The organism is Pseudoalteromonas sp. B131b (genome assembly GCF_037162545.1).
Classification (GTDB): domain Bacteria; phylum Pseudomonadota; class Gammaproteobacteria; order Enterobacterales; family Alteromonadaceae; genus Pseudoalteromonas; species Pseudoalteromonas fuliginea.
In genome coordinates this window covers 2,492,773-2,514,499 of record NZ_JARLUZ010000001.1, presented here as the reverse complement: position 1 = coordinate 2,514,499, position 21,727 = coordinate 2,492,773, and the positions used below count along the sequence as shown (strand labels likewise).

Here is a 21,727-nt window from a genome sequence, read left to right as displayed (position 1 = left end):
ATGCCAATATCGATTTAACTGATTAGACAAAATAAAATAAAAAGGCAATAATCAGTAAATATCACTTTAAGCGATTTTAATATTAGGAATTTAAAAAATGGATTTAGGAAAAAGAGTAGAAAAAAGACGTGTTCAGTTGGGAATGACTCAAGCACAGCTAGGCTTAATTGCGGGTTTAGCACAAAACTCTATTCATAATATTGAATCAGGCGAAACTAAACGCCCTCGTAAGATTGATGCTCTCGCCCAAGCACTCAATTGCACTCCAGAATATTTACTATTTGGAATTGGCGAAATCCAGAGTGATGCAAAAAATATAAATAACAACGTTGTGCCAGGACCAGCAATTAAAGCCACAGCCCCACTTATCAGCTGGGTGCAAGCCGGTGCTTGGTCAGAAATAAGTGAGATTAAAGCCTACGACGCAGAACGTTTTATGTGCCCTGTTAATTGCAGTGACCTAACCTTTGTTTTAAAAGTGCAAGGTATTAGCATGGAGCCAAAGTTTGATGAAGGTGATTTAATTTTTGTAGACCCTGAAGCTGAATGCATCCACGGCTCATACGTAGTAGCCCGCCTAGACGACGACAACCAAGCCACTTTTAAACAGCTAATTATCGAAAATGGTCACAAGTTCCTAAAAGCCGCCAACCCCAACTGGCCAGAGCAATTAATCCCAATTAATGGTAATTGCACACTAGTAGGTAAGGTCATATTTACAGGTAAGTCGTTATAAACAAGGAATTGTTATGAATAGTTTTTTTAAACGGTATTGGAAAATATTATGTCTATCTGCGGGTGTTTATCTTCTGTGGGTACTAGGGTGGCTCATTTACACTAGAACTCTTTGCCCTTCGATAATGAACCATATTAATGGAATCCAATGGAAACCATCTAATTTTTCTATTTCTTATGCTGCATCAGCTTTAGATAGCCTAATTTTCTTTACCGTAGTGGGTTTAGCCATCACTATCATTTCAATTAAGAGGCCAGAAGAAGAGAAATTGGCAACTAAAATAGAGTACATTTTTCCTGATGCTGACGCGGACTCAACTTTAGGAAGGTTTCTGGCGAGTAAGGTTTCGGCTTTAGCGTGTATTAGCCCTGTTACTAGCCGAATTATTACTATTAAAGAGATTTCTGAAGAAAATGAAACTGTTAAGGTGATGTCGAGAACTAACTGTATTATAAAAAATATCCATAACAACCATCATTATGCAACTGATTCAATGTCATTTGGTGTTAAATCTGACCCAGTAAAAGTAGATGGAGACTTAATAGGTGAAGTGAACGATATATCGATCTTATCTAATCTTGAAGATCCTAGTAAAAACCAACATATTCTTAGTGGTGCTTATCCTATAACAACATCGAGCCCTGAATTTTCGGAAACATTTTCATTAAAATTATCACCTGGTGAAGTTGTAAGTTATCAAACGTCAGCATGGCTTTGGCAACCTATTAAAGAATCTTTAAGGTTTACACCACCACGTTATACCGAAAGCCAAGATGTGACGCTTCACAATGAAACACAATACGCTATAGATTTCCGGGTGGGCATACCTAATGATGCTGATGTATCTTTTCAAATTCAACCTGGCCGCTCACATAATTTTAAAGTAGGCTCTTGCACCCCGGGTGAAAAAATTATTGTCCATTTTGAAAGCTGGAAACTACCTGATTAGTATTTAATTAGTATTTAATTAATATTGATAGTTATGATCTGTTGTCATATACTCAATACAAGCCTTATTTGGTGCGACATTAGTGCGACACCGTTAAATCTTTGGAGGTTGTTATGAAATCAAGTGAGTTTACAGGGCCATAGCCCAACAGTTTAGATATTTAAAAGCCCGCTAATGCGGGCTTTTTGTTGTTTGGCTTCTTATTAATATCATTGCTGTAAAAATACACAGTACCACTAAGTTTACAATTTACCTTATATTAAACTAACATTAATATTTAGATGGATTTAACTATGCTTGATAAACACGGACAACCAACCGCAACTAACTTTAACCTCGCTCAAAATGTAGCTAAATCACTTCTTTCTTTGCAAGGCATTTTAAAAGGCTTAATAGCTGATAAGCAGCTAAATGAACTTGAATTAATATTTTTAAGCACTTGGATAAAGTCACATAGACAATTAGAACGTGACGGGGATGTGTTGGATTTACTTGATAATATTGATGATATTGTTGCTGATGGAATAATTACGGCTGATGAATTGGCTGACCTTCAAGCACAAATTGAAGATATTATTGAATGCGGGGTGCTTGCTCCTCAATGCGTTGAAGACTTAACTAATGAGTTACTTGGTTTTGTATCTGGTATTAGTGCTGACAATATAGTGACCCTTGATGAAATGACTAGCCTTGTAAATTGGCTTAATGATAACCCTAAGGCTGTTGAATGTTGGCCGGGCAATGTGCTTCATAAAAAGCTTACTGATATTTTAGCGGATAATATTGTTGATGCAGAGGAATTGGCTGATTTAACCCAAACTTGCAAAATGATTGCTGGTCAGCAGTTTTTAGAAACTGGCGCCGCTGCTGGTATGTCTACTGAGTTTTGTGCCCAGCCTTTAGATTGCTTGCCTGCTAACATAGAAACAATTTGTTTTACTGGTAAGTTTTTAATTGGAAGCCGTGCAACCTTGCAAAAACAAGCTAAAGACTTAGGGATCAAACCAATAAAGGATGTAACTCAATATTTAGATTTGTTGGTAATTGGCAGTTTGGCTAGCCCGGATTGGCGCTTTAGCAGTCACGGTCGTAAGATTGAACAAGCCTTAATGAACCAGCAAAAAGGCTGCACTACGTTAATAATTACTGAAGAAAACTGGTCTTCTTTAACTCACTGAAAATAAGGAATAACGAATGAATGGAAAAATACCGCGCTCAAACTTAAAGTATAATTATACCTGGAAGAGAGATAATGGTGATGGTAAATACACTGGAGTTCAAGATCGTATAAGAATTGATAAAGACGAAGGCTATGAAGTTCTCTATTTCATAGAGCGGTTTTTTAAAACTCAATTTGCTGAAAGTTTTCAGCCTACACTAGCTGATGTTCGTCGAGTTGAAGATATTCTCCATTTACCCGAACTAAGTAGTGTTGTGATGCGTGATCAACTAGTGGTAGAGGTAGCTGATAGATTTAGATAAATTACAATCACTAAAAAGCCCGCTAAGTGCGGGCTAATTGATTGCTAATGTTTATGCCTTCTCATTAGGGTTTTTGACTTCCCTTTAAGTGATCTAGCATTACTTTTGACTTTATCACCTGCTTTTTTGTAATTTAATGTGTGCAGAGAGTCAAATAAACTTCTATATTCGTTTTCTTCAAAATTTACAGATGGAAAATAAAGTTCTATTATCATCTGCATCTTAACAATTGCATTATCTATTGTTTCACCGTACTGCATTATACCTTCATGCTCATAACGATGAGCATAATATGAATGAATCAATCTATTACCAGCAATCTCATATTCAATAATTAAAGAATGAAACTCTTCTATTTTTTTATATATATTTCTTTTCTTGCTCGTTTTGTTAAAAAGTACTGATTTAGTAAAACGACCACTATCGCCATTGCGGCAGTAATAACGATTGTTATTAATTGTGCTTGTTGAGCTTTTTCCACAAAAATTGAACAGAGCCATTCGAACATAATTGAACCTTATTACACATTAAAACATTGCATTTAATCTAGCTCACCCTGAAGGTCGCTATTATTGATTGAGCGGGGTGGTAACAATAAAAAGATTATTAAATCACTTATTTTGAAGCTTAGATATTATTGCATCATCAATCAGCTGGCAATATAACTCGTAGGCTTCGGCCTGTTCTTTTATCCAATCATGTTTGTTGTATACAGCCATTACACCCCGCATTGTGTGACCTAGCATTTTTTCGGTTACGTGCGGCGCTATACCGTTTTCACTTAACAATGTAGATATTGAGCGACGTGCATCGTGCGGTAGAAACTTAGGTATTTTATACTTAGTAAACAAGTGATCCCACATTCTACAGCAATAGCGATTAATGCTGTGGGTGGTCATTGGTTTATGTGGATTACCGCCAGGTATTAAATAGCCATTTCGGCCGTATATCATTGCAAGCGTATTTAATATGCTTTTCATCTTGGTTGAAATAGGCCTGCGGATGGCTTTATTTGTTTTTGAGTTTTCGGGCGGTACCGTCCAAATGTTGTTTTCAAAGTCGAAATGCTCCCATTTGGCTAAACGAACCTCTGATTGCCTAGCCCCTGTTATATAAATTAGCTGAAGGCATGCTTTAGTTGCGGGTGTAGCTTTTGAGCTTTCTATTTGTATCCAAAGCTTTGCAATTTCATCAAAGCGCATAACTCGCTGGCCAACTGATGCTTGTTCACCGATATCATTTATATTTAATGTAAGTACGGGATTAAATGGCTTAACTTCGCCGCGTTTTTCAGCCCAGCCAATAATCGATTTAATACGCACTAAGATAGTGCCGGCTGTTTTAGCGCTACCTAATTTTTTTACGTCATCAAAGTAGGTTATCCAATCTTTAATGGTCATTAAATCAAGTGGCATATTTTTATCATTAAGTATTGGTACAATCCATTTACTGACTTGGTTTGTGTATAAAATTTGTGTTTTTTCTTTTAGGTCGGGTACTTTTTTATCTAGCCACGTTGCAGCAACTTCTGCCATTGTAGGCAAGCCCTTGGCATTGTTACGCATAAGCTTAAGTTCTAGGCGTGGGTCTTTACCCTGGCTCAACCAATTTTGAAAAAGCGGTATATAGTCTTGTGCTTCTTTAATGCTTAGCCCAGGATAACGCCCTAGCGTAATAATTACCTGCTTAGTATCAACACGACAACGGTATTGCCAAGTGATGGTCCCCTTAGCTGATACCCTTACACTTAAACTATCTCTATGCGATAATACGCACGGTGTTTGATTTTTACCTAGCAGCTTTCTTAATTTGGTGTCACTGATCGCCATTTAATTTTTTATACACAGTTATCAAAAAATTTATACACAATACTATACACACAATGCGCCAATTACAAGAAACTCGAAAATACAAAAAGAAACTGAGTAGCGCTAATAACCCGTAAATATAAAGGACTAAGACATAGAATGAATAATGAAAGCTATCAAGAGAATCAAGCAACAATCTATTGGCACGACTACGAGACTTGGGGGCGAGCCCACAAAAAGATAAGCCGAGCCAATTTGCGGGTATTCGTACCGATCTTGATTTAAATATTATTGGCGAGCCGCTTATTGAATATTGTAAGCCGCAAGCGGATTACTTGCCTCACCCTGAGGCGTGTTTAATTACGGGTATTACGCCGCAAGTGGCGATGAAAAAAGGCTTGGTTGAGGCTGAGTTTATAGCAAAAATTCATGCCGAATTTAGCGTGCCAAACACCTGTGTTGCCGGTTATAACAGTATTCGGTTTGATGACGAAGTAAGCCGTTATAGCTTTTACCGTAATTTTTACGACCCATACGAGCGCGAATACAAAAATAATAATAGTCGCTGGGATATTATTGATTTAGTACGTGCTTGTTACGCGCTGCGCCCTGAAGGCATTGAATGGCCGTTAAAAGAAGACGGCAGCCCAAGCTTTAAGCTAGAACATTTAACGGTAGCTAATGGTATTGAACACGCCGCTGCGCATGATGCACTAAGCGATGTAACCGCCACTATTGCACTGGCTAAGCTAATAAAAGAAAAACAGCCAAAGCTGTATAACTTCTTTTTTGGGCTGCGTAATAAAAAAGCTCTTGCTGAATTGGTTGATGTATTTAACATGACGCCGCTGGTGCATACCACATCGCGCATACCTGCAACACAAGGCTGTACAAGCTGGGTTGCACCAATGAGCTTTCATCCGGTAAATAAAAACGCGGTTATTTGTTTTGATTTAACTCAAAACCCGCAAGTACTCATTGATTTAAACGTAGAAGAGTTACGCAAACGTTTATACACCAAACGTGTTGATTTAGCCGAGGGTGAATTACCTGTTGGCTTAAAATTAGTGCATTTAAACAAGTGCCCTATTTTAGCCCCAGCTAAAACGTTATTGCCTGAAAACGCCGCCCGCCTAGGGATTAACCGCGAGCAGTGCTTAACTAACTTAGCTATTTTAAAAGCCAATACCGACCTTCGCGATAAAGTAACGGAAGTGTTTAACGAGCAAGGTGATTACAGCGCAACAACTAACGTTGACTACTTACTTTACGATGGCTTTACAAGCCATGCCGACAAGGCTAAGTTTGCGATTATTCGTGATGCAAAACCAGATGAATTGGCTGGGTTGAAGTTAGACTTTGAAGATAAAAAGTTTAATACATTGTTGTTTAGATACCGCGCCCGTAACTGGCCTGAAACGCTAAACCAGCAAGAGCTTGACCAGTGGCGCCAGTATTGCCAAAACAAGTTAATGCATGGGGAAGATCAACCATCGATTAACGCGCAAGATTTTATGATCACCCTTGAAAACCTAGCGCATGAACATGACGACAGCGAAAAAAATCTTACAATTTTAAAGGCGCTGTATAACTACGCACAAAGCATGTAATTCGGTGTAGACGTAGAGCTTGCTCACGTGAAAAGCGCAGCTTTTAATATCTTTATCATTTTAAAAACTACGTTTTTATACGCAAGCAAGCTTGGCGTCTACAAGTAAAAATCACAGCTACACTTTGGCGGTAGACGTCGAGCTTGCTCACGTGAAAAGCGTAGCTTTTAATATCTTTACCATTTTAAAAACTCTGTTTTTATACGCAAGCAAGCTTGGCGTCTATAAGTAAAAATCACAGCTACACTTTGGCGGTAAGAGTCGAGCTTGCTCACGTGAAAAGCGCAGCTTTTAATATCTTTGTCATTTTAAAAACTGTGTTTTTATACGCAAGCAAGCTTCGCGTCTACAAGTAAACTCATATCTACACTTTGGCGGTAAGAGTCGGCTTGCTCACGCGAAAAGTGCAGCTTTTAATATCTTTATCATTTTAAAAACTGTGTTTTTATACGCAAGCAAGTTTGGCGTCTACAAGTAAAACTCACCGCTGCACTTTGGCAGTAGACGTCGAGCTTGCTCACGTGAAAAGTGCAGCTTTTAATATCTTTACCATTTTAAAAACTCTGTTTTTATACGCAAGCAAGCTTCGCGTTTACAGCGTTACTTTTTATGTAGCGCTTCAATGCGTGCTAGTAAGCTTGAGGTGTCGTATCTGCCGCCGCCAAGTGCTTGTACATCGGCGTAGTATTGATCGACCGTTGCAGTCATTGGTAAAGTAGCGCCGTTGTTTTTAGCTTCATCGAGTGCAATGCCTAAATCTTTACGCATCCAATCTACGGCAAAACCAAATTCATATTCACCCGCCCACATTGTTTTGTAGCGGTTTTCCATTTGCCACGAACCGGCTGCGCCTTTAGATATTGTTTCTATTACTTTTTCACCATCAAGCCCAGCTTGCTTGGCAAAATGTAAGCCTTCGGCTAAACCTTGTACTGCGCCAGCAATACAAATTTGATTAACCATTTTACAAAGTTGTCCCGAGCCAACGCCGCCTAACAGTTGGCTAAAACGGCTAAACGCCGCCATAACTGGCTGCACTTTAGCAAATACGGCTTCACTGCCACCTGCCATAACCGTTAATACGCCATTTTCGGCGCCAGCTTGTCCGCCCGAAACTGGCGCATCTATAAAGTCGACATTTTGTAGTTCAGCTTTTGCAGCTACTTCGCGGGCTACTTCAGCAGAGGTTGTGGTGTGATCAACCAAAACAGTGTGCGGCAACATGCCCGCTAACACGCCGTCGTTGCCATACACTACTGAGCGTAAGTCGTCATCGTTACCAACACACATAAATACGATGTCAGCATTGTTGGCAGCTTCGCGCGGGGTTGGTGCAAAGCTTCCTGAGTGTTCTGCAGTCCACGCTTGTGCTTTAGCTTGAGTGCGGTTATAAACGCATACGCTGTGCCCTGCTTTTGCTAAATGCCCCGCCATTGGGTAACCCATTACGCCTAAACCTATAAATGCGACTTTCATTGACATAAAAATGACCTATTTAACTGATAACTTAGAAACTAGGCTTAGATTATGTCAACCGGCTGATAAAAAAGCGAATGAAAATCTTTATAAAATTTCCTTAATCGGAAATGTAAGTAGGTAACCTATGGATAGTATTTATCAATTTAATGCACCACTTTACAACAGCGAAAGCTTTCCTCTTAGTAAGCTACAGGGAAAAACCATACTGATTGTTAATACAGCGAGTAAGTGTAATTTTTCGGTGCAATTAAGTGCGCTTGAAAAACTATATCAAGAATATAAAAGTAGCGGATTTACAATATTGGCATTTCCGTGTAATCAGTTTGGTCAAAATGAGCCGCTTGATAATTTAGCCATTAAAGACTTTTACCAAGATCAATTTAATATCTCGTTTGAGATATTTGGTAAAGTAATGGTAAATGGGCCAGAAACTCACCCGTTGTTTAATTATTTGAAATCACATACTCGGGGTATTTCACAAAACCGTGCAATTAAGTGGAACTTCACTAAGTTTTTAATTAACTCGCAAGGTCAGCAGGTTGCTCGCTATGCGCCGCGTACTAAGCCCGAAACACTTAAACAAGTAATAGAAAGCAACCTACTGCAAGCAGCAAAGGTAAACACAGCAAAAAGTGATAAAAGAATATCGCCTAAAACACCTATATTTACTTCGCTTAAAGCTTAAATTAGTAGCAGGAGAACTAATTAGGCACGTTTTTGTAAAGTAGTTTAATGTTACTATTATTTTTCCTTAAGCGTCGGAGCTATTACCATGAACATTGCTTTTTTTAGTACTCAAAAGTACGAACTGCCTTTTTTGAACAAAGTACACGCGATAATCGTGATATAAAAATAACGTATTTTGAGCAAGCTCTAAGCGAACAAACGGCTATTTTAGCAAACGGGTTTGATGCCATATGTGTATTTGTAAACGACACCGTAAACGCCACTGTTATTGAACAACTGGCAAGCCAAGGCATAAATACTATTTTGCTACGTTGTGCAGGATTTAATAACGTTGATTTACCTGCAGCAAAAGCACATAACTTAAAGGTATTGCGCGTCCCGGCTTACAGCCCTGAGGCCGTAGCCGAGCATTGTATTGCACTTATGCTAACGCTTAGCCGTAAAACCCATAAAGCGTATAACCGCGTACGCGAAGACAATTTTGATTTAAACGGATTGCTTGGTTTTAACTTACACAATAAAACCGTGGGTATTGTAGGTTGCGGTAAAATTGGCCTTGCGCTGTGCAACATTTTAAATGGCTTTGGCGCTAAAGTATTAGTGTGCGACCCCTACGCACAACCTGGCAATTATACAATTACCGATATAGACACCTTACTTAGCCAAAGCGATGTGATTTCTTTACATTGCCCACTGAACGAGCAAACTCATCATTTAATCGATGACGAGGCATTTAGTAAAATGAAAACCGGCGTTATGCTTATTAACACCTCTCGTGGTGCACTGCTTAACAGCAAAGCCTGTATTAATGCGCTTAAAACTAAAAAATTAGGGTATTTAGGGCTCGACGTTTACGAGCAAGAGTCGGAGCTGTTTTTTAAAAACCACAGCGACGAAATAAACCAAGACGATATATTTTCGCGTTTAGTGAGCTTTAAAAATGTATTAGTAACGGGGCATCAGGGCTTTTTTACCCAAGAAGCACTCACCGAAATAGCAAACACAACTCTACTTAACGTGCTTGAAGTAAGTGAAGGTAAACCTTTAACTAATGAGGTTTTATAAAGACATAAGCTATACCTAAATTACAGGTATAAAAAAGCGAAGTGCGTTTTAAACTCACTTCGCTTTATTAATCTATTTTTAGGGTTTAGATAAAATTATCCAAAGGCAACGTTTGCAAATACCAAGGTCATTAATATTGGGCAAACAAAACGAATATACTGAGCAAACCAGTAATGTACGCCTGTTGTTGCTTGGTGTAATTTATTACCGCGCTGCCACATCCACCCTACTGTAATAAAGTAAAATAAACCCATAAGCGGTAATTGGTATTGAGTAAATAGCATAATTACCAAACCAAATAACCAATCAAAATTTAGTATAATTGCGCTTGCACACACAAGTACAACGGCGCTTACTGCCCACGTTGCTTTGCTGCGACTAACGTTATGGTTTTCGACTAAAAACGCTACCGGAATTTCGGTAGTCGATATAGTTGACGTAACCGATGCGATAGACATTAATACAAAAAACAATAAACCAACTAATAAGCCAATTTCGCCCATGGTGCTAAATAGCGCAGGTAAAATAGCAAAAATTAGCTGCCCTTCGCCAATCAATTTACCGCCACTAAATACCTCTACACCGTTGTGCTGCGCCACATAAATAGCAGGAATAATAAGTAACCCCGCTAAAAAAGCAACACCAGTATCAAGTAGTGCAACACCTGCTGTGAGCTTTGGTAAATTAGCATCTGGTTGTAAATACGAGCCGTAAATCATCATACAACCCACACCTAGTGAGAGCGAAAAGAACGCTTGCCCCATTGCGGCAATAATTAAATTAGGGTCGAGTATTTGGCTAAAATCAGGAATTAAATACGCGGCAAAGCCTTCGCTTGCGCCATCGAGTGTTGCAATGTAGGCAATTAAACCAACTAGCAGCACAAGTAACAGTGGCATTAAACGGCGCGACCAAGTTTCGATTCCCGATTTAACCCCTTTTAAAATAATACTGGCTGTTAAAATAAGCATAAGCGGCGTAAATACAAAATTACGCAGCACTGAGTCACTATGTAAAAACTCGCTTGCGCCTGTGAAACCTAAAAAGGTTGTTATGGGTTCAATAGCGTATGAGAGCATCCACCCAGCTACTATTGAGTAAAAACTTAGCATAACAACTGCGCCCGCAAGGCCTATATAACCTGCCGCAGCACCAACCTTATGGTTAGTGTTTTGCCATGCATCGCCCAATGCTTTTACAGGATTAGCTTGTGCTTTGTGACCTAAATAAAGTTCGGTATACAGCGCAGGAAGCGCAAGTAAAAATATAACAATAAAGTAAACCAGTAAAAATGCACCGCCGCCATGGTTGGCCGCTTGCGTAGGAAAACCCCAAATATTACCTAAACCCACTGCTGCGCCAGCAGCGGCTAAAACAAAACCAAGTCGGCTTTGAAACCCATCACGCACTTGTGCCATACATCTACAAATCTGTTATTATTTTGATTATTGTGAATTAAACCATATTTCATGCCAGCTGAGTAATAAAATTGTACCCAGCCTTTATTAGTGGCGTTAACCGCTCACAATATCAGCGACTTCTTTTGCTTTAGGGCTTTTATGACTGAACACTATTTTAAAAACGCCTTGAGTATTACTTCAACTCAATTGGCAAATTTGTCTTTAGCGAGTAACAGTATTTTATTATTTAATGCTAAAACACTTGAGCTTAGTGACTTTAATTTACCCGATTGCTTAAGCCCATTTGAGTTAACTATTATAAACCGCCGTAAAAGCCCGCCAGCTAAGCAAGAGTATTTAGCGACGCGGTTATTGTTAAAACACCTTATTAAAGTAGCGCAGCCGCAACATGCGCACGTAGCCCTTAATAAAATGAGTACCGAATTTGACGAGGCAAGCTCAAAGCTGCAAATACATGTGAGTGGTGATGTTATTAATACCTGTATTTCGCACTCGCATGGTTTAGTTGGGGTCGCGCTAAATCTTGATAAAAGTGAGTTTGGTTTTGATATTGAAAAAGTAAGCCTAAAACGTCCGTTTGAAAAGCTTGCTAAGCATTTTTATCATAATGATGAAATTACACTTATTACCAAGCCTACTAATACCCAAGCCCAAGCAGATACGTTTTTTAGAATTTGGACATTAAAAGAGTCACTTGCTAAAGCCACCAGCCGCCCTATTGCAAAATTACTTAGCCCCAATGTGTTTGACGAATTACATAGTGCAAAGCTGAGTGCTTGCAGTAATCGCGTTACTGTAGCTGATAGCAGTGACAGCAATGTTTGTTTTGATGTGAGTGTGATGCATAAAAAAAGCACCGACTGGCGATGCTTTTTATTAACTGATTTTGTTAAGTAACTTTATTAAGTGACTTTACTAGGTGATTCCCCTTAATAACAGTTACTTACGCAGCAAAATCGTTTTCTAATAAACGGCTATGAATAGATTGTACTACGTTATCTGACTCAGTTTGCTCTACTAAAAAGCACAGGTTGTGCTTACTAGCACCGTGACAAATTAATCGAATGTTAAAGTCTTTTAGTACACTCATTAAGTTCATTTCGTGTTGGCGTAATTGAATCTCAGAGCCAATAAGTGCCACCAATGTTAGGTTGTTTTCTACCGAAACATGGCAAAACTCTGCAAGCTTATCTAGGCATTCTTGATCAAGCTCTGGGCGCGAGGCGTTTTGCGCGTTATCAAGCGTTATAGCTACACTGATTTCTGATGTGGTTACCAAATCTACCGATATATTGTATTCACTTAATAGTGTAAATACGCGTGCTAAAAAGCCGCTTGCTAGTAGCATTTCTGGGCTTTTGAGCGTAAGCAAAATTTGGTTTTTACGTTGCGTTACTGCGCGTATACCTGGTTGCTGCGATTTTTCACGCTCAATCCACGTACCGCCTCGCTCAGGCTCTCGGCTAGAACCTACAAACACGTTAATGTGGCTACGGCTTGCTGGTAAAATAGTCGCTGGGTGCAATACTTTTGCGCCAAAGGTTGCCATTTCAGCGGCTTCGTCAAAACTTAAGCGTGCAATCGGCGTCGCTTTTGCGCACAAACGCGGGTCGGTGCTAAAAATGCCCACTACGTCGGTCCAAATATGCACACTTTTAGCGTTAATTGCTTCAGCTAATAATGCAGCGCTGTAGTCTGAACCACCACGTCCTAGCGTTGTGGTGTGACCGTATTCGTCACTACCAATAAATCCCTGAGTTACAATTACTTGAGTGTCTAATAACGGAATTAAATGCTCTTTAGCAGCTTGCGCTGTGGCTGCAACGTTGGGCGTTGCTTTGCCAAATTGGCTGTCGGTTTTAAGCACCTTGCGCACATCAAAGCGATCGGCATTTAAACCTTGTAAACGCAGTACCTGAGCAAACAAATACGACGATAAACGCTCACCAAAGCTAAGTAGCTCATCATGTTGCTGATCGATTGTCAGTGGCTCTTGAGCCAATGTTTGAAATGCTTTTAGGGTTTCGCTAAAGCCAACCGCTAAATCGGCATCTAGCGATAATTCATCTAAAATAGTTTGTTGAATAGCAAGCACGCCGTTTATGTGTTCTTGGCGCTCACTTGAGGTAATGCTTGATTTACACAGTGCAACTAAGTGATTAGTTACGCCGGCACTGGCGCTCACGGCAACAATACGTACGCTTTTATCTGCAACAATAATTTCGCTACAGCGACTCATCGCTTCAAAATTTGCAACACTGGTTCCGCCAAATTTGGCAACGATGTAATCTGATTTTGCGCCTGATACTGTTTGTGGCACTGATTGGGTAGTCATTTAGTCTCCTTTCGCGGTATCCAAACCGCAATAAAACAAGAAGAACTTGGCAAAGGAATGCTTGAAGATAAGTCCACTGCCAGAAGCTCTCCACCTATATTGGTGACAGTTTTGAGGATTCAGCCCCATAAACCGAAAAACAATGACGACGTACCATTATTTTCCTCGGCGAGTACTTCCCTCCTTAATGATCATCGGCTTTCGTCGCCTAACATTAAGTACCTAAGTATCGCACCTCTTCTGAATGCTTTATTAACCAGTGGCTAATAAAACAAAACCCCACTAAGTAGCGGGGCTTTGAAAGTTATCGTTTAGACGTCTAGCTGTCAAGCATTTAATAATTTATGAGTTAAATAAAACTGCCCATGTAATACGAGCCCGCATATCCAACCGTGTAACAAATTAATAAATGCAGCGATAAACGCAAGTAGCTCATAAAGGTAAGTGCTTTAACTTTGCTCATGGCAATAATGCCCGCAGCCGAACCAATAATAAGCATTGAACCGCCCACGCCCGTTGCATACGTAAACGACAACCAATGTTGTTGGCTCATTACTATATCGGCTTTTAATAATGCAGCAGTAAGCGGTACGTTATCGACCCCTGCTGATAATATGCCCATTAAGTAGTTTGCGTATTCTGGTGCCATTACCGTGTATAAGTCGGTAAATTTACTCAACATACCTATTTCTTTAAGTGCGCCTACAAGTAAAAGTACACCTACAAAAAACAATAATGTGTCGTATTCTATATCGCGAACAAAATCGATTATGTCTTTGTTTATGTCTTTTTTGCGCATTAAAAATTGCGCCACTAAAAACATCACTGATAAGCCAAACAAAAAGGTTAATAGAGGCGGTACGCTGTAAATTACACTCAGCGTAAGTGTGCTCACTACGGTAGATAAAAATATAACAGAAATGGTAATGTCGGTTTTTTCAATGCGGGTTTTACCTGCACCAGCAAACCCAACACGCCCTTTCATACCGATAGACAGTAACGCGGCTAGCAACATAACGCTTGCAAGTGCTGGCGCTATAAGTAGTAATAAATGAGCAATGGTTACTTTGCCATCTAAAAATATCATTAGTGTGGTTACGTCACCTGTTATTAGCGATACCCCACCTGAGTTAACCCCAAACACAATAAGCGTGGCGTATTTAATGAGTTTTTTAGGTTCAAGTTTTAACGACATAACAACCGCAAGCGATATAAGCGTCGCTGTTACGTTATCTGAAATCGACGAAAACAAAAACGCAAAACCACCCACCAAAAACATGAGCTTTTTTCGCTAATACTTTTTGGCATAACACGGTGCACAATATTTTCTATAAACCCCTTTGAATTTAAATACGCTACAAAGGTCATTGCAGCCATTAAAAATAGCCATAATGAGGCAATTTCTAAAATATTTTCATTTAAGAGGTGTTGAATCGTATCGGGGCTTTGCCCGTGTAGAGGGTATATAAAAAGAAGAATCCAGCAAAGCGTACCAAAAAACAGCGTGGTTTTAGCTTTATTGACATGGATTATATCTTCTATAACGATCAGTAAAAATGCAATCGCTATCAGGGTTAGAATAATCGAGGAAACCATGGTAGTTAAACAACCTTTGATATAGTTTTAAAGAACACACAAATAACATTCCATTTCATGTGCCTATTTTCGGCGCGAATTTTAGCACTGCCTCTATGCAAAAACTATTATTAAATGGTCTTAAAAACGAATACTATATACAGACAAGGTTAATTAAAAATACGTAATAATGAGTCTTCTAAAAGAACTCAATAATAAAATACTAGGATGTTGTAACCCCTTATGATCCCAGCTAAAAAGCTGCTAAACACCATAACCGAACATTGGGGTGTATTAGAGCTATTATTTAAACGTTTTAAAATGGCTGACTTTAGCCTAAAAGACGTACAAAACGCGATTAAGCAAAAGCAGCCTACGTGGTCAAACGAACGCATTTATAAAGAAACAAATCGTTTGTTAAACCAAGATATTTTAATTCCGCTGGCTAAATCCTCTCAGCTTGAAATAAATCGTGCTATTGCTGATTTTGCTACGTTTTTACTGCAAGAAGAGCATTTAGGTTTAGCACAAGAAATTAGCGTACTAGTAGAGGACCTAGCTCGTTTAGGCAACCGCCTAGATAACGCTGGCGAAATAGAAGACTTTGACGACTTACGCCGCTACAGCCGCATTATGGATGATCGGGTGCGTAAAATAATGAAGCTCTATACGCACAACGAAAACGCTATTTTAAATATTGTTGAACAAGCCAAATCAAATAATGCGGTGCAATCGCTGCAAAAGCGTTATAAAGCGGTAATAGAAGCGTTTGACGAATACATAGATCCAATGCTTAAAATGGTTGATATTCGTGGTGAATTTCATGCGTGTTTTACCCTCATTGAAGAGCAAATAAGTAAGCAAATACTGCACATTGAGCGCTCAGGTAAAGCGTACAACGACAAACGTATGCTTGAGCAATTACGTACCCGTATACTCGAAATGCATTTAGTGGGTCGAGAAAGCTTACGTAAAAGTGCCGATATGCTTATGCCGCTGCGCGAAGAGTTACGCCGTAATAACTTAATTACTCGCCAAGCAGCTAAAGTACTCGGGCTTGTGCGTAAAAATGGCGTAGACAACATGCTAAGTGCGGTGCAGCCACATTTTGTAAGCGACGCACAGCGATATTCACTTGGTCAGCAACGCCATATTGTGGCTTACATGGCAAGCTTGGTTGAATTTGAACACGAAGAATACCAATTGCCAGATCAACAAGACGTGCCTGCATTTGTTACGCCTAATATTCCTGACTACAACGATGTTAAAACCAGCTTTGCTAAGCGCTTTAATAAAAAACGCAAAAAGCCGCAGCCCTTGCTGCAATTTTTAGACGAAAGCTATCCAGATCTCGATGCCGACGAAATGCTATTTTTGTATCAAAAATTAGTCAGCGACTGCGATATTAAAATAATTCAAAGCGATGAAAAAGCCCGCGTAAAAATTGCCGGTCAGCACTTTTCTTTATATCCATTTAATTCAGAGCCTCAGCCAGATCCAAAGGCAGGTAAATAAACCATGACACACATAAACTTAGACGAGCTAACCCATCTACAAGCCATTAATAAAAAATTAGTAGCGGGTTATCACATTTGCGAGCAAGACAACGTAATGTGGCAAGAGCTTGACCAACACATAGAAGACTACACCGCCCTATTTACCGCCCTGGGTAACGATTTAAAACACGACAGCCGTGGCTTTTATTACTTTGGTAGCGACGAAAGTACACCCAATATGGGCAAAATATCTCGCGCTATCGCGCTCACTATTTACATTTTAATTGAGCACTACGCCAATACGGGTAAAGACCCAATGCGCGCATTGTTTGACGACGTAAACGATTTAGAGCTTATGCAAACGCTGGTGCAAATTAACAAACATTTGTTTGATCAGCTTGAGATATTTTCGGGATCTGATTTGCGCAAAGACGTTTACCTGCGCATGGTGCGCCTAGGTTTAGCCCGTGAAGTAGAAGGCGGCTTTATGCTACAAGCGCCAATTCACCGCTATATAGATGCATTAATGGAAGTAAACGAAGAAACCTATATTACAGAGGACGAGGAATGAAAAATCTATACGGACTGAGTAAACTCGCCCTACTTAACACCGCAGGCTATGCAAAATGTGTGATCCCGCTTGATAAAAGCAGCTCTATTTGCGCGCCCAATAACACAGGTAAAAGCTCGGTTATTAACGCTCTGCAGTTTCCGCTTATTAACGATTTGCGCTTAACCGAATGGGACGGACACGATTTAGATGAAACTCGTAAATTTTATTTTTCATCCGATCAGTCGTACATTTTACTAGAAGCTAACTTGCCTCATGGCTCGGTAGTAATAGGCGTTGCGGGACTTGGTAAAATTGCCGGTTACGCGCATCAGTACTTTTGTTATCAAGGAAAGCTTGATTTAGAGCAGTACACGCAAGGTAAAACTATTATTAAATTTACCAAGCTGTTCAACCATTTAAAATCGCTTAACTACAACCCTATTGAGTTAAAAGCACAAGAGCTAAACGCGCTACTGACTGGCGGCGCAACCCCATTTGACGGCGACATTAACTTAAAAATGATCCCGCTTAATAATGTGCAAGACTCCTCTATTTATAAAGAAATATTTAGACGTATTCTTAACTTACACAAATTAGGCGCAAGCGACGTAAAACGCTTTATGTTACGCGTGTTTGAACGTCATATGTCGAACTCTAAAGTCGACTTTTATGAAGTATGGCGTCGCTCGTTTGATAAAGTAAATCGCTCAAAACGCGAATTAAAAGCCCTTGAGTCAATGCAAGAGCCAATAGCAGCGCTTGAATCAATGCTTGAAAACCAAACCGTGCTTAAAGGTAAATTAGCCGCATACGCACCTAAAATTGACCAAGCACTGATTGATTTTGATACCTATCAAGAATCGCAACTTAATGAGCTGGGTATAGCGCTTGAAGATATAGAGCACGAAAAACACGAGTTTGAGCAAAAGCAAAGCCTATACGTACAGCAATCGCGCGACATAGAGCGCAGACAAACACAAATTGAGCAGTGGTTTTTAGATTACGATGCGCTTAAAAGCGAATTTGAACTGGTAAATAAAGCCACCCTTAAAACCAGCCTGACTCAGTTAAAGCAAGATTACGAGTCGCTTTCGCACTCTATAACCAGCGCACAAGGGCAAAGCCTACATACGCTTGACTACCGCATTAGCGAAACACAAAAACAAATTAAGAGCTTAAAGCTGCAACTTAAAAACCTTGAGTTTAATTTGTTTACCCGCATGCGCGAAGACCTCTCGTTAAAAGAAGTAGAGGAAATATCACGGATTTTAAACCCAGATATTCTCTCGTTTGCAACCACCACTAATGGCGATATAACCATTGATGACGAAGATGCGTTTGGTGAATTTTTATCGCTACTTAGCGAAAACGTTAAAGGCGGTGTACTAACTCTGCCAGGTGCGAGCATTAAGCTTAAAAAGCTCTCGCCTGTGCAAATGCAAAGCGGCGAAAACAAAGAGCAATTAACCGCTCAGCTCAGTGCACTTGAGCATTCACTTAAAGAATTTAAACAACAACGCGATGTTGCAGCAAACGTTGCCGACAAGCAAAAAGAAAAAGACGCGCTATACGATGAGCTTATGAGCGCTGAGAGCGCCCTAAAACGCTTAGAACAGTTTGATATAATGCAGCAGTCGGTTGAAGCGCAAGCCATGCTAAAAGAGCAGTTATTAGCTGAGCGCGAACAAGTTGACGACTACCTGCAAGATATTCAAAAAAATAGTGGCTCAATTGCCGATCGTCGCTCGTTAATTAAATCGAAACAAGAGCAAATTAATCGCCAAACTGAGCGCCTACGCCAAGTTAAAAGCGAGCGAATTGACCACACGCTTGATTTATACAGCGGTAAAGTAACCCCGTACATGATTGATATTACAGTCGACTTTGATAACTTAAGCGACCTTGTACATCACTTTAATAAAGACTGCCAAGAGCTGCGTAATTTTGACATAAACGTGCGCAACACCTATTTGCATGTATATAACGCGGGTATTACTAAATTCGACAACGAAAACGACGAATATACTAAATACCAAAAGCTAATAAGCGCCTTTCATAATATTGATAATGAACGCGATGCAGTTGAGCGCCAAGCGCGTGTTGCGCTTACCGAAGTGGCCGCAACTATTAAAGGCTTGCGAGAAGATTTAGACCGCCTTCGCCGCGAAATGAACAGTTTTAATAAAGGCATAAGCCAGCACCGAATTTCAAACCTGCAAGCGTTTAAAATTAACGTCATACCGCGCAAAATGCTGGTTGATAGTATCGATACCATTATCAGCACCTCGCATCAGTTTGAGCAAGGTGACACGCTTGATTTACTTAGCCAAGAACCTTACAGCGAAAGTGCGGTAAACGAAGCGAAAGATCACTTAATTAAACTCGCATCAGATAAAGCGGGTTTAACACTTACCGATTTATTTGATATTCGATTTGAAGTGGTTAACCGCGCAGGTGAAACAGAGCACTTTGAAAAAATAGATTCGGCGGGTTCAAACGGCACACGTATTACGATTAAGTTATTGTGTGGCATGTTATTTATTCGCTACTTATTGAGTGACCAAGAACAAAACCTATACCGTATACCAATTTATATAGATGAAGCGGCCGACATTGACCCACAAAATCAAAAAGCAATTATAGAAACCGCACTAAGCTTTGGTTTTGTGCCTATATTTGCCTCAGTTAAGCCACAAATAAGTTGTGACTACATTGTGCCGATTCGCTCGGTAAAAGACGGTGCACAAAACTGGGTGGATGAAAAAGATTGGATAGAAGTTGAACACAGTTAATTGGCCATTAAGGCTCGGCTATTAAACTAATATTTAGGACGTTTAAATGATACACATTTAAACTATGTGTGTTATTTTAAATTAATGCATTTTATTGGAGCAAACGTAATGAAAAATATACTTATTGTTGCAGCGCTAGCACTACTTACAGCCTGTACACAAACCCCAGATTGGGATTACGATAAATCAGCTAACTTTAGTAATTTTAAAACATTTGCTTGGGTAGAAAACGCCAGCCTAACTAAAGACACAAATAACTACCAAATTAATGGTCTAATGGAAAAACGTGTTCGCACTGCCGTAAACGCAGAGCTGAGCCAAACATTAGGTATGAGCTTAGTTGATGCAGCACAAGCTGATGTGCTTGTTAATTATCATGCATCGGTAGACAAAGAGCTTGAAGTAGATACATTTAATGTAAACTACCGCCCGCATTGGGGTTATTGGGGTACTGGTTTTCAACGCGATACAACCGCGCGTGAATACGAAGTGGGCACACTGATTATTGATATTGTAGACCGTGAATCAAACCAACTAGTATGGCGCGGCGCAAAAGAAGGTCGATTAAAGAAAAATCAATCACCAGAAAAGCGTGAAGCATCAATTAATAAAACAGTCAGCGAAATTTTAAGTAACTTCCCGCCGCAAAAACAGCTGTAAATTAAAATTAGCTATAAGTAAATTTTAAAAAAGCTCACAGTACGTGAGCTTTTTTGTAGGTGTGTATTTTTGGGCTTACAGACTTAAGTAATTACGAGCTACGCTCGTCACGTCAGCAAGCTGCACGTCTACAAAAACACCGATTAATCTTTACCTGTAAACGCTGAGCTTTATTTTACCTGTAGGCGCTAAGCTTGCTTGCGCGAGAAGCGATAGCTTCTAATTACTTATATTTATAGCGCTATATTCCATCTTAAATTACGAGCTGCGCCCGTCACGTCAGCAAGCTGCACGTCTACAAAAAAACACCGTGTCAAACTTTACCTGTAGACGCTAAGCTTGCCTGCGCGAGAAGCGATAGCTTCTAATTACTTACTTTTATAGCGCTGTATTCCATCTTAAATTACGAGCTGCGCTCGTCACGTCAGCAAGCTGTACGTCTACAAAAACACCGAATTAAACTTTACCTGTAGACACTAAGCTTGCTTGCGCGAGAAGCGATAGCTTCTAATTACTTATCTTTATGCCCTTACTCCACTCTAAATTACGATTTATACTTATGCAATAGCTCAAGCGGTATGTGGCAATAATCATCAGGGTAATTAGTTAAACGGTCTTGATGCTCAGGATCACTTGGTACATAGTTCGTTAGCAGCTCTACCCCTACCACAATTTTATCAGCATCATTTCGCTGGCTTATATAATTGCTAGCGACATTTAAATGATCTTGGCTTTTGCTATAAATGGCAGTGCGATATTTAGGGCCTACGTCATCCCCTTGTTTATTAATGCTATACGGGTCAATAATTTCAAAAAAGAAGCCAAATAGCTCGTTTAAGCTAACCGCTTTTGGATCAAAAATGACCTTTACGCATTCGGCATAACCATCGTAATCGCCTTGTGTATTATCATTTTTTCCATTAGCGCGCCCTGCTTCAGTACTTATTATGCCTGGTAAGTGCTTTAAAAATTCTTGTACGCCCCACAGGCAGCCACCAGCAAAGTAAATAGTATTATATTCTTTAGTATCCATTATAAATGTTACCTAATAAGTAATTATACCGATTGCATTAAAATAG

At 39.7% G+C, this 21,727-nt stretch carries 16 protein-coding genes, 3 pseudogenes and 1 riboswitch; of the genes and pseudogenes, 12 read left to right on the top strand and 7 right to left on the bottom strand.

Annotated features, from left to right (window positions below):
* Positions 1-97: 97 nt before the first annotated feature.
* The 4 genes from P4S65_RS11570 (at position 98) to P4S65_RS11555 (ending at position 3,167) form a co-directional block, all read left to right on the top strand.
* Positions 98-736, top strand: coding sequence for a LexA family protein (locus P4S65_RS11570; RefSeq protein ID WP_337120181.1), 639 nt, complete (start codon positions 98-100; stop codon positions 734-736).
* A 13-nt stretch (positions 737-749) separates the two neighbouring features.
* Positions 750-1,685 carry a hypothetical protein gene (locus P4S65_RS11565; protein ID WP_157823349.1) on the top strand — a complete coding sequence of 312 codons (936 nt, stop codon included), beginning with the start codon at positions 750-752 and terminating at the stop codon, positions 1,683-1,685.
* A gap of 293 nt (positions 1,686-1,978) precedes the next feature.
* Entirely contained in the window at positions 1,979-2,863 is an 885-nt protein-coding gene (locus P4S65_RS11560) for an NAD-dependent DNA ligase (protein WP_337120180.1), read from the top strand.
* Between the two features lie 16 nt (positions 2,864-2,879).
* The gene (locus P4S65_RS11555) at positions 2,880-3,167 is read left to right on the top strand and encodes a hypothetical protein (RefSeq protein ID WP_337120179.1); all 288 of its coding nucleotides are present in this window, start codon (positions 2,880-2,882) and stop codon (positions 3,165-3,167) included.
* A 44-nt stretch (positions 3,168-3,211) separates the two neighbouring features.
* Here the strand turns inward: P4S65_RS11555 and P4S65_RS11550 are convergent, their stop codons facing one another.
* Complete coding sequence (locus P4S65_RS11550) at positions 3,212-3,667, bottom strand: hypothetical protein (protein ID WP_337120178.1); 456 nt, start codon at positions 3,665-3,667, stop codon at positions 3,212-3,214.
* A gap of 111 nt (positions 3,668-3,778) precedes the next feature.
* Complete coding sequence (locus P4S65_RS11545) at positions 3,779-4,996, bottom strand: tyrosine-type recombinase/integrase (protein ID WP_337120177.1); 1,218 nt, start codon at positions 4,994-4,996, stop codon at positions 3,779-3,781.
* Positions 4,997-5,134: 138 nt separating this feature from the next.
* Here P4S65_RS11545 and sbcB point away from each other — a divergent pair.
* Positions 5,135-6,585, top strand: a pseudogene (sbcB, locus tag P4S65_RS11540) (exodeoxyribonuclease I).
* 600 nt (positions 6,586-7,185) lie between these two features.
* Here sbcB and P4S65_RS11535 read toward each other — a convergent pair.
* Positions 7,186-8,067, bottom strand: a complete 882-nt coding sequence (locus tag P4S65_RS11535) for an NAD(P)-dependent oxidoreductase (RefSeq protein WP_149605605.1) — start codon at positions 8,065-8,067, stop codon at positions 7,186-7,188.
* A 121-nt stretch (positions 8,068-8,188) separates the two neighbouring features.
* Between P4S65_RS11535 and P4S65_RS11530 the strand changes: the two genes are divergently transcribed.
* Entirely contained in the window at positions 8,189-8,749 is a 561-nt protein-coding gene (locus tag P4S65_RS11530) for a glutathione peroxidase (protein ID WP_008134532.1), read from the top strand.
* An 87-nt stretch (positions 8,750-8,836) separates the two neighbouring features.
* Positions 8,837-9,816: pseudogene (locus P4S65_RS11525) on the top strand (2-hydroxyacid dehydrogenase).
* A gap of 95 nt (positions 9,817-9,911) precedes the next feature.
* On the opposite strand, the gene P4S65_RS11520 reads toward P4S65_RS11525, so the two are convergent.
* Complete coding sequence (locus tag P4S65_RS11520) at positions 9,912-11,234, bottom strand: sodium-dependent transporter (RefSeq protein ID WP_337120176.1); 1,323 nt, start codon at positions 11,232-11,234, stop codon at positions 9,912-9,914.
* A 141-nt stretch (positions 11,235-11,375) separates the two neighbouring features.
* Here P4S65_RS11520 and P4S65_RS11515 point away from each other — a divergent pair, with 141 nt between their 5' ends.
* Positions 11,376-12,134 carry a 4'-phosphopantetheinyl transferase family protein gene (locus tag P4S65_RS11515; RefSeq protein ID WP_337120175.1) on the top strand — a complete coding sequence of 253 codons (759 nt, stop codon included), beginning with the start codon at positions 11,376-11,378 and terminating at the stop codon, positions 12,132-12,134.
* Positions 12,135-12,180: 46 nt separating this feature from the next.
* Here the strand turns inward: P4S65_RS11515 and lysC are convergent, their stop codons facing one another.
* Both lysC and nhaD read right to left on the bottom strand, forming a co-directional pair.
* Positions 12,181-13,572 carry a lysine-sensitive aspartokinase 3 gene (gene lysC, locus P4S65_RS11510; protein WP_096792875.1) on the bottom strand — a complete coding sequence of 464 codons (1,392 nt, stop codon included), beginning with the start codon at positions 13,570-13,572 and terminating at the stop codon, positions 12,181-12,183.
* Positions 13,573-13,647: 75 nt separating this feature from the next.
* A riboswitch (Lysine riboswitch) is annotated at positions 13,648-13,820 on the bottom strand.
* Positions 13,821-13,921: 101 nt separating this feature from the next.
* Positions 13,922-15,168, bottom strand: a pseudogene (gene nhaD, locus P4S65_RS11505) (sodium:proton antiporter NhaD).
* Positions 15,169-15,390: 222 nt separating this feature from the next.
* On the opposite strand from nhaD, the gene P4S65_RS11500 reads away from it, so the two are divergent.
* The 4 genes from P4S65_RS11500 (at position 15,391) to P4S65_RS11485 (ending at position 20,648) form a co-directional block, all read left to right on the top strand.
* Positions 15,391-16,662 (top strand): hypothetical protein, encoded by a 1,272-nt coding sequence (locus tag P4S65_RS11500; RefSeq protein WP_337120174.1) that lies wholly within the window; start codon positions 15,391-15,393, stop codon positions 16,660-16,662.
* Between the two features lie 3 nt (positions 16,663-16,665).
* Positions 16,666-17,214: a condensin complex protein MksE gene (locus tag P4S65_RS11495; RefSeq protein WP_024605891.1), complete on the top strand. Its 549-nt coding sequence runs from the start codon at positions 16,666-16,668 to the stop codon at positions 17,212-17,214.
* Complete coding sequence (locus P4S65_RS11490) at positions 17,211-19,988, top strand: ATPase (RefSeq protein ID WP_337120173.1); 2,778 nt, start codon at positions 17,211-17,213, stop codon at positions 19,986-19,988. The genes P4S65_RS11495 and P4S65_RS11490 overlap by 4 nt, the downstream gene beginning before the upstream one ends.
* Positions 19,989-20,096: 108 nt before the next feature.
* Complete coding sequence (locus P4S65_RS11485) at positions 20,097-20,648, top strand: DUF4136 domain-containing protein (protein WP_337120172.1); 552 nt, start codon at positions 20,097-20,099, stop codon at positions 20,646-20,648.
* Between the two features lie 544 nt (positions 20,649-21,192).
* Here the strand turns inward: P4S65_RS11485 and P4S65_RS11480 are convergent.
* Positions 21,193-21,681, bottom strand: a complete 489-nt coding sequence (locus P4S65_RS11480) for a peptide-methionine (S)-S-oxide reductase (protein WP_337120171.1) — start codon at positions 21,679-21,681, stop codon at positions 21,193-21,195.
* Positions 21,682-21,727 lie beyond the last annotated feature (46 nt).

Excerpts from the sequence above, each read along its gene's own strand:
- P4S65_RS11545 (WP_337120177.1), bottom strand. The coding sequence starts at position 4,996 with ATGGCGATCAGTGACACCAAATTAAGAAAGCTGCTAGGTAAAAATCAA.
- P4S65_RS11555 (WP_337120179.1), top strand. The coding sequence starts at position 2,880 with ATGAATGGAAAAATACCGCGCTCAAACTTAAAGTATAATTATACCTGG.
- P4S65_RS11500 (WP_337120174.1), top strand. The coding sequence starts at position 15,391 with ATGATCCCAGCTAAAAAGCTGCTAAACACCATAACCGAACATTGGGGT.
- P4S65_RS11535 (WP_149605605.1), bottom strand. The coding sequence starts at position 8,067 with ATGTCAATGAAAGTCGCATTTATAGGTTTAGGCGTAATGGGTTACCCA.
- P4S65_RS11530 (WP_008134532.1), top strand. The coding sequence starts at position 8,189 with ATGGATAGTATTTATCAATTTAATGCACCACTTTACAACAGCGAAAGC.
- P4S65_RS11485 (WP_337120172.1), top strand. The coding sequence starts at position 20,097 with ATGAAAAATATACTTATTGTTGCAGCGCTAGCACTACTTACAGCCTGT.
- P4S65_RS11570 (WP_337120181.1), top strand. The coding sequence starts at position 98 with ATGGATTTAGGAAAAAGAGTAGAAAAAAGACGTGTTCAGTTGGGAATG.
- lysC (WP_096792875.1), bottom strand. The coding sequence starts at position 13,572 with ATGACTACCCAATCAGTGCCACAAACAGTATCAGGCGCAAAATCAGAT.
- P4S65_RS11495 (WP_024605891.1), top strand. The coding sequence starts at position 16,666 with ATGACACACATAAACTTAGACGAGCTAACCCATCTACAAGCCATTAAT.
- P4S65_RS11550 (WP_337120178.1), bottom strand. The coding sequence starts at position 3,667 with ATGGCTCTGTTCAATTTTTGTGGAAAAAGCTCAACAAGCACAATTAAT.
- P4S65_RS11565 (WP_157823349.1), top strand. The coding sequence starts at position 750 with ATGAATAGTTTTTTTAAACGGTATTGGAAAATATTATGTCTATCTGCG.
- P4S65_RS11490 (WP_337120173.1), top strand. The coding sequence starts at position 17,211 with ATGAAAAATCTATACGGACTGAGTAAACTCGCCCTACTTAACACCGCA.
- P4S65_RS11520 (WP_337120176.1), bottom strand. The coding sequence starts at position 11,234 with ATGGCACAAGTGCGTGATGGGTTTCAAAGCCGACTTGGTTTTGTTTTA.
- P4S65_RS11560 (WP_337120180.1), top strand. The coding sequence starts at position 1,979 with ATGCTTGATAAACACGGACAACCAACCGCAACTAACTTTAACCTCGCT.
- P4S65_RS11515 (WP_337120175.1), top strand. The coding sequence starts at position 11,376 with ATGACTGAACACTATTTTAAAAACGCCTTGAGTATTACTTCAACTCAA.
- P4S65_RS11480 (WP_337120171.1), bottom strand. The coding sequence starts at position 21,681 with ATGGATACTAAAGAATATAATACTATTTACTTTGCTGGTGGCTGCCTG.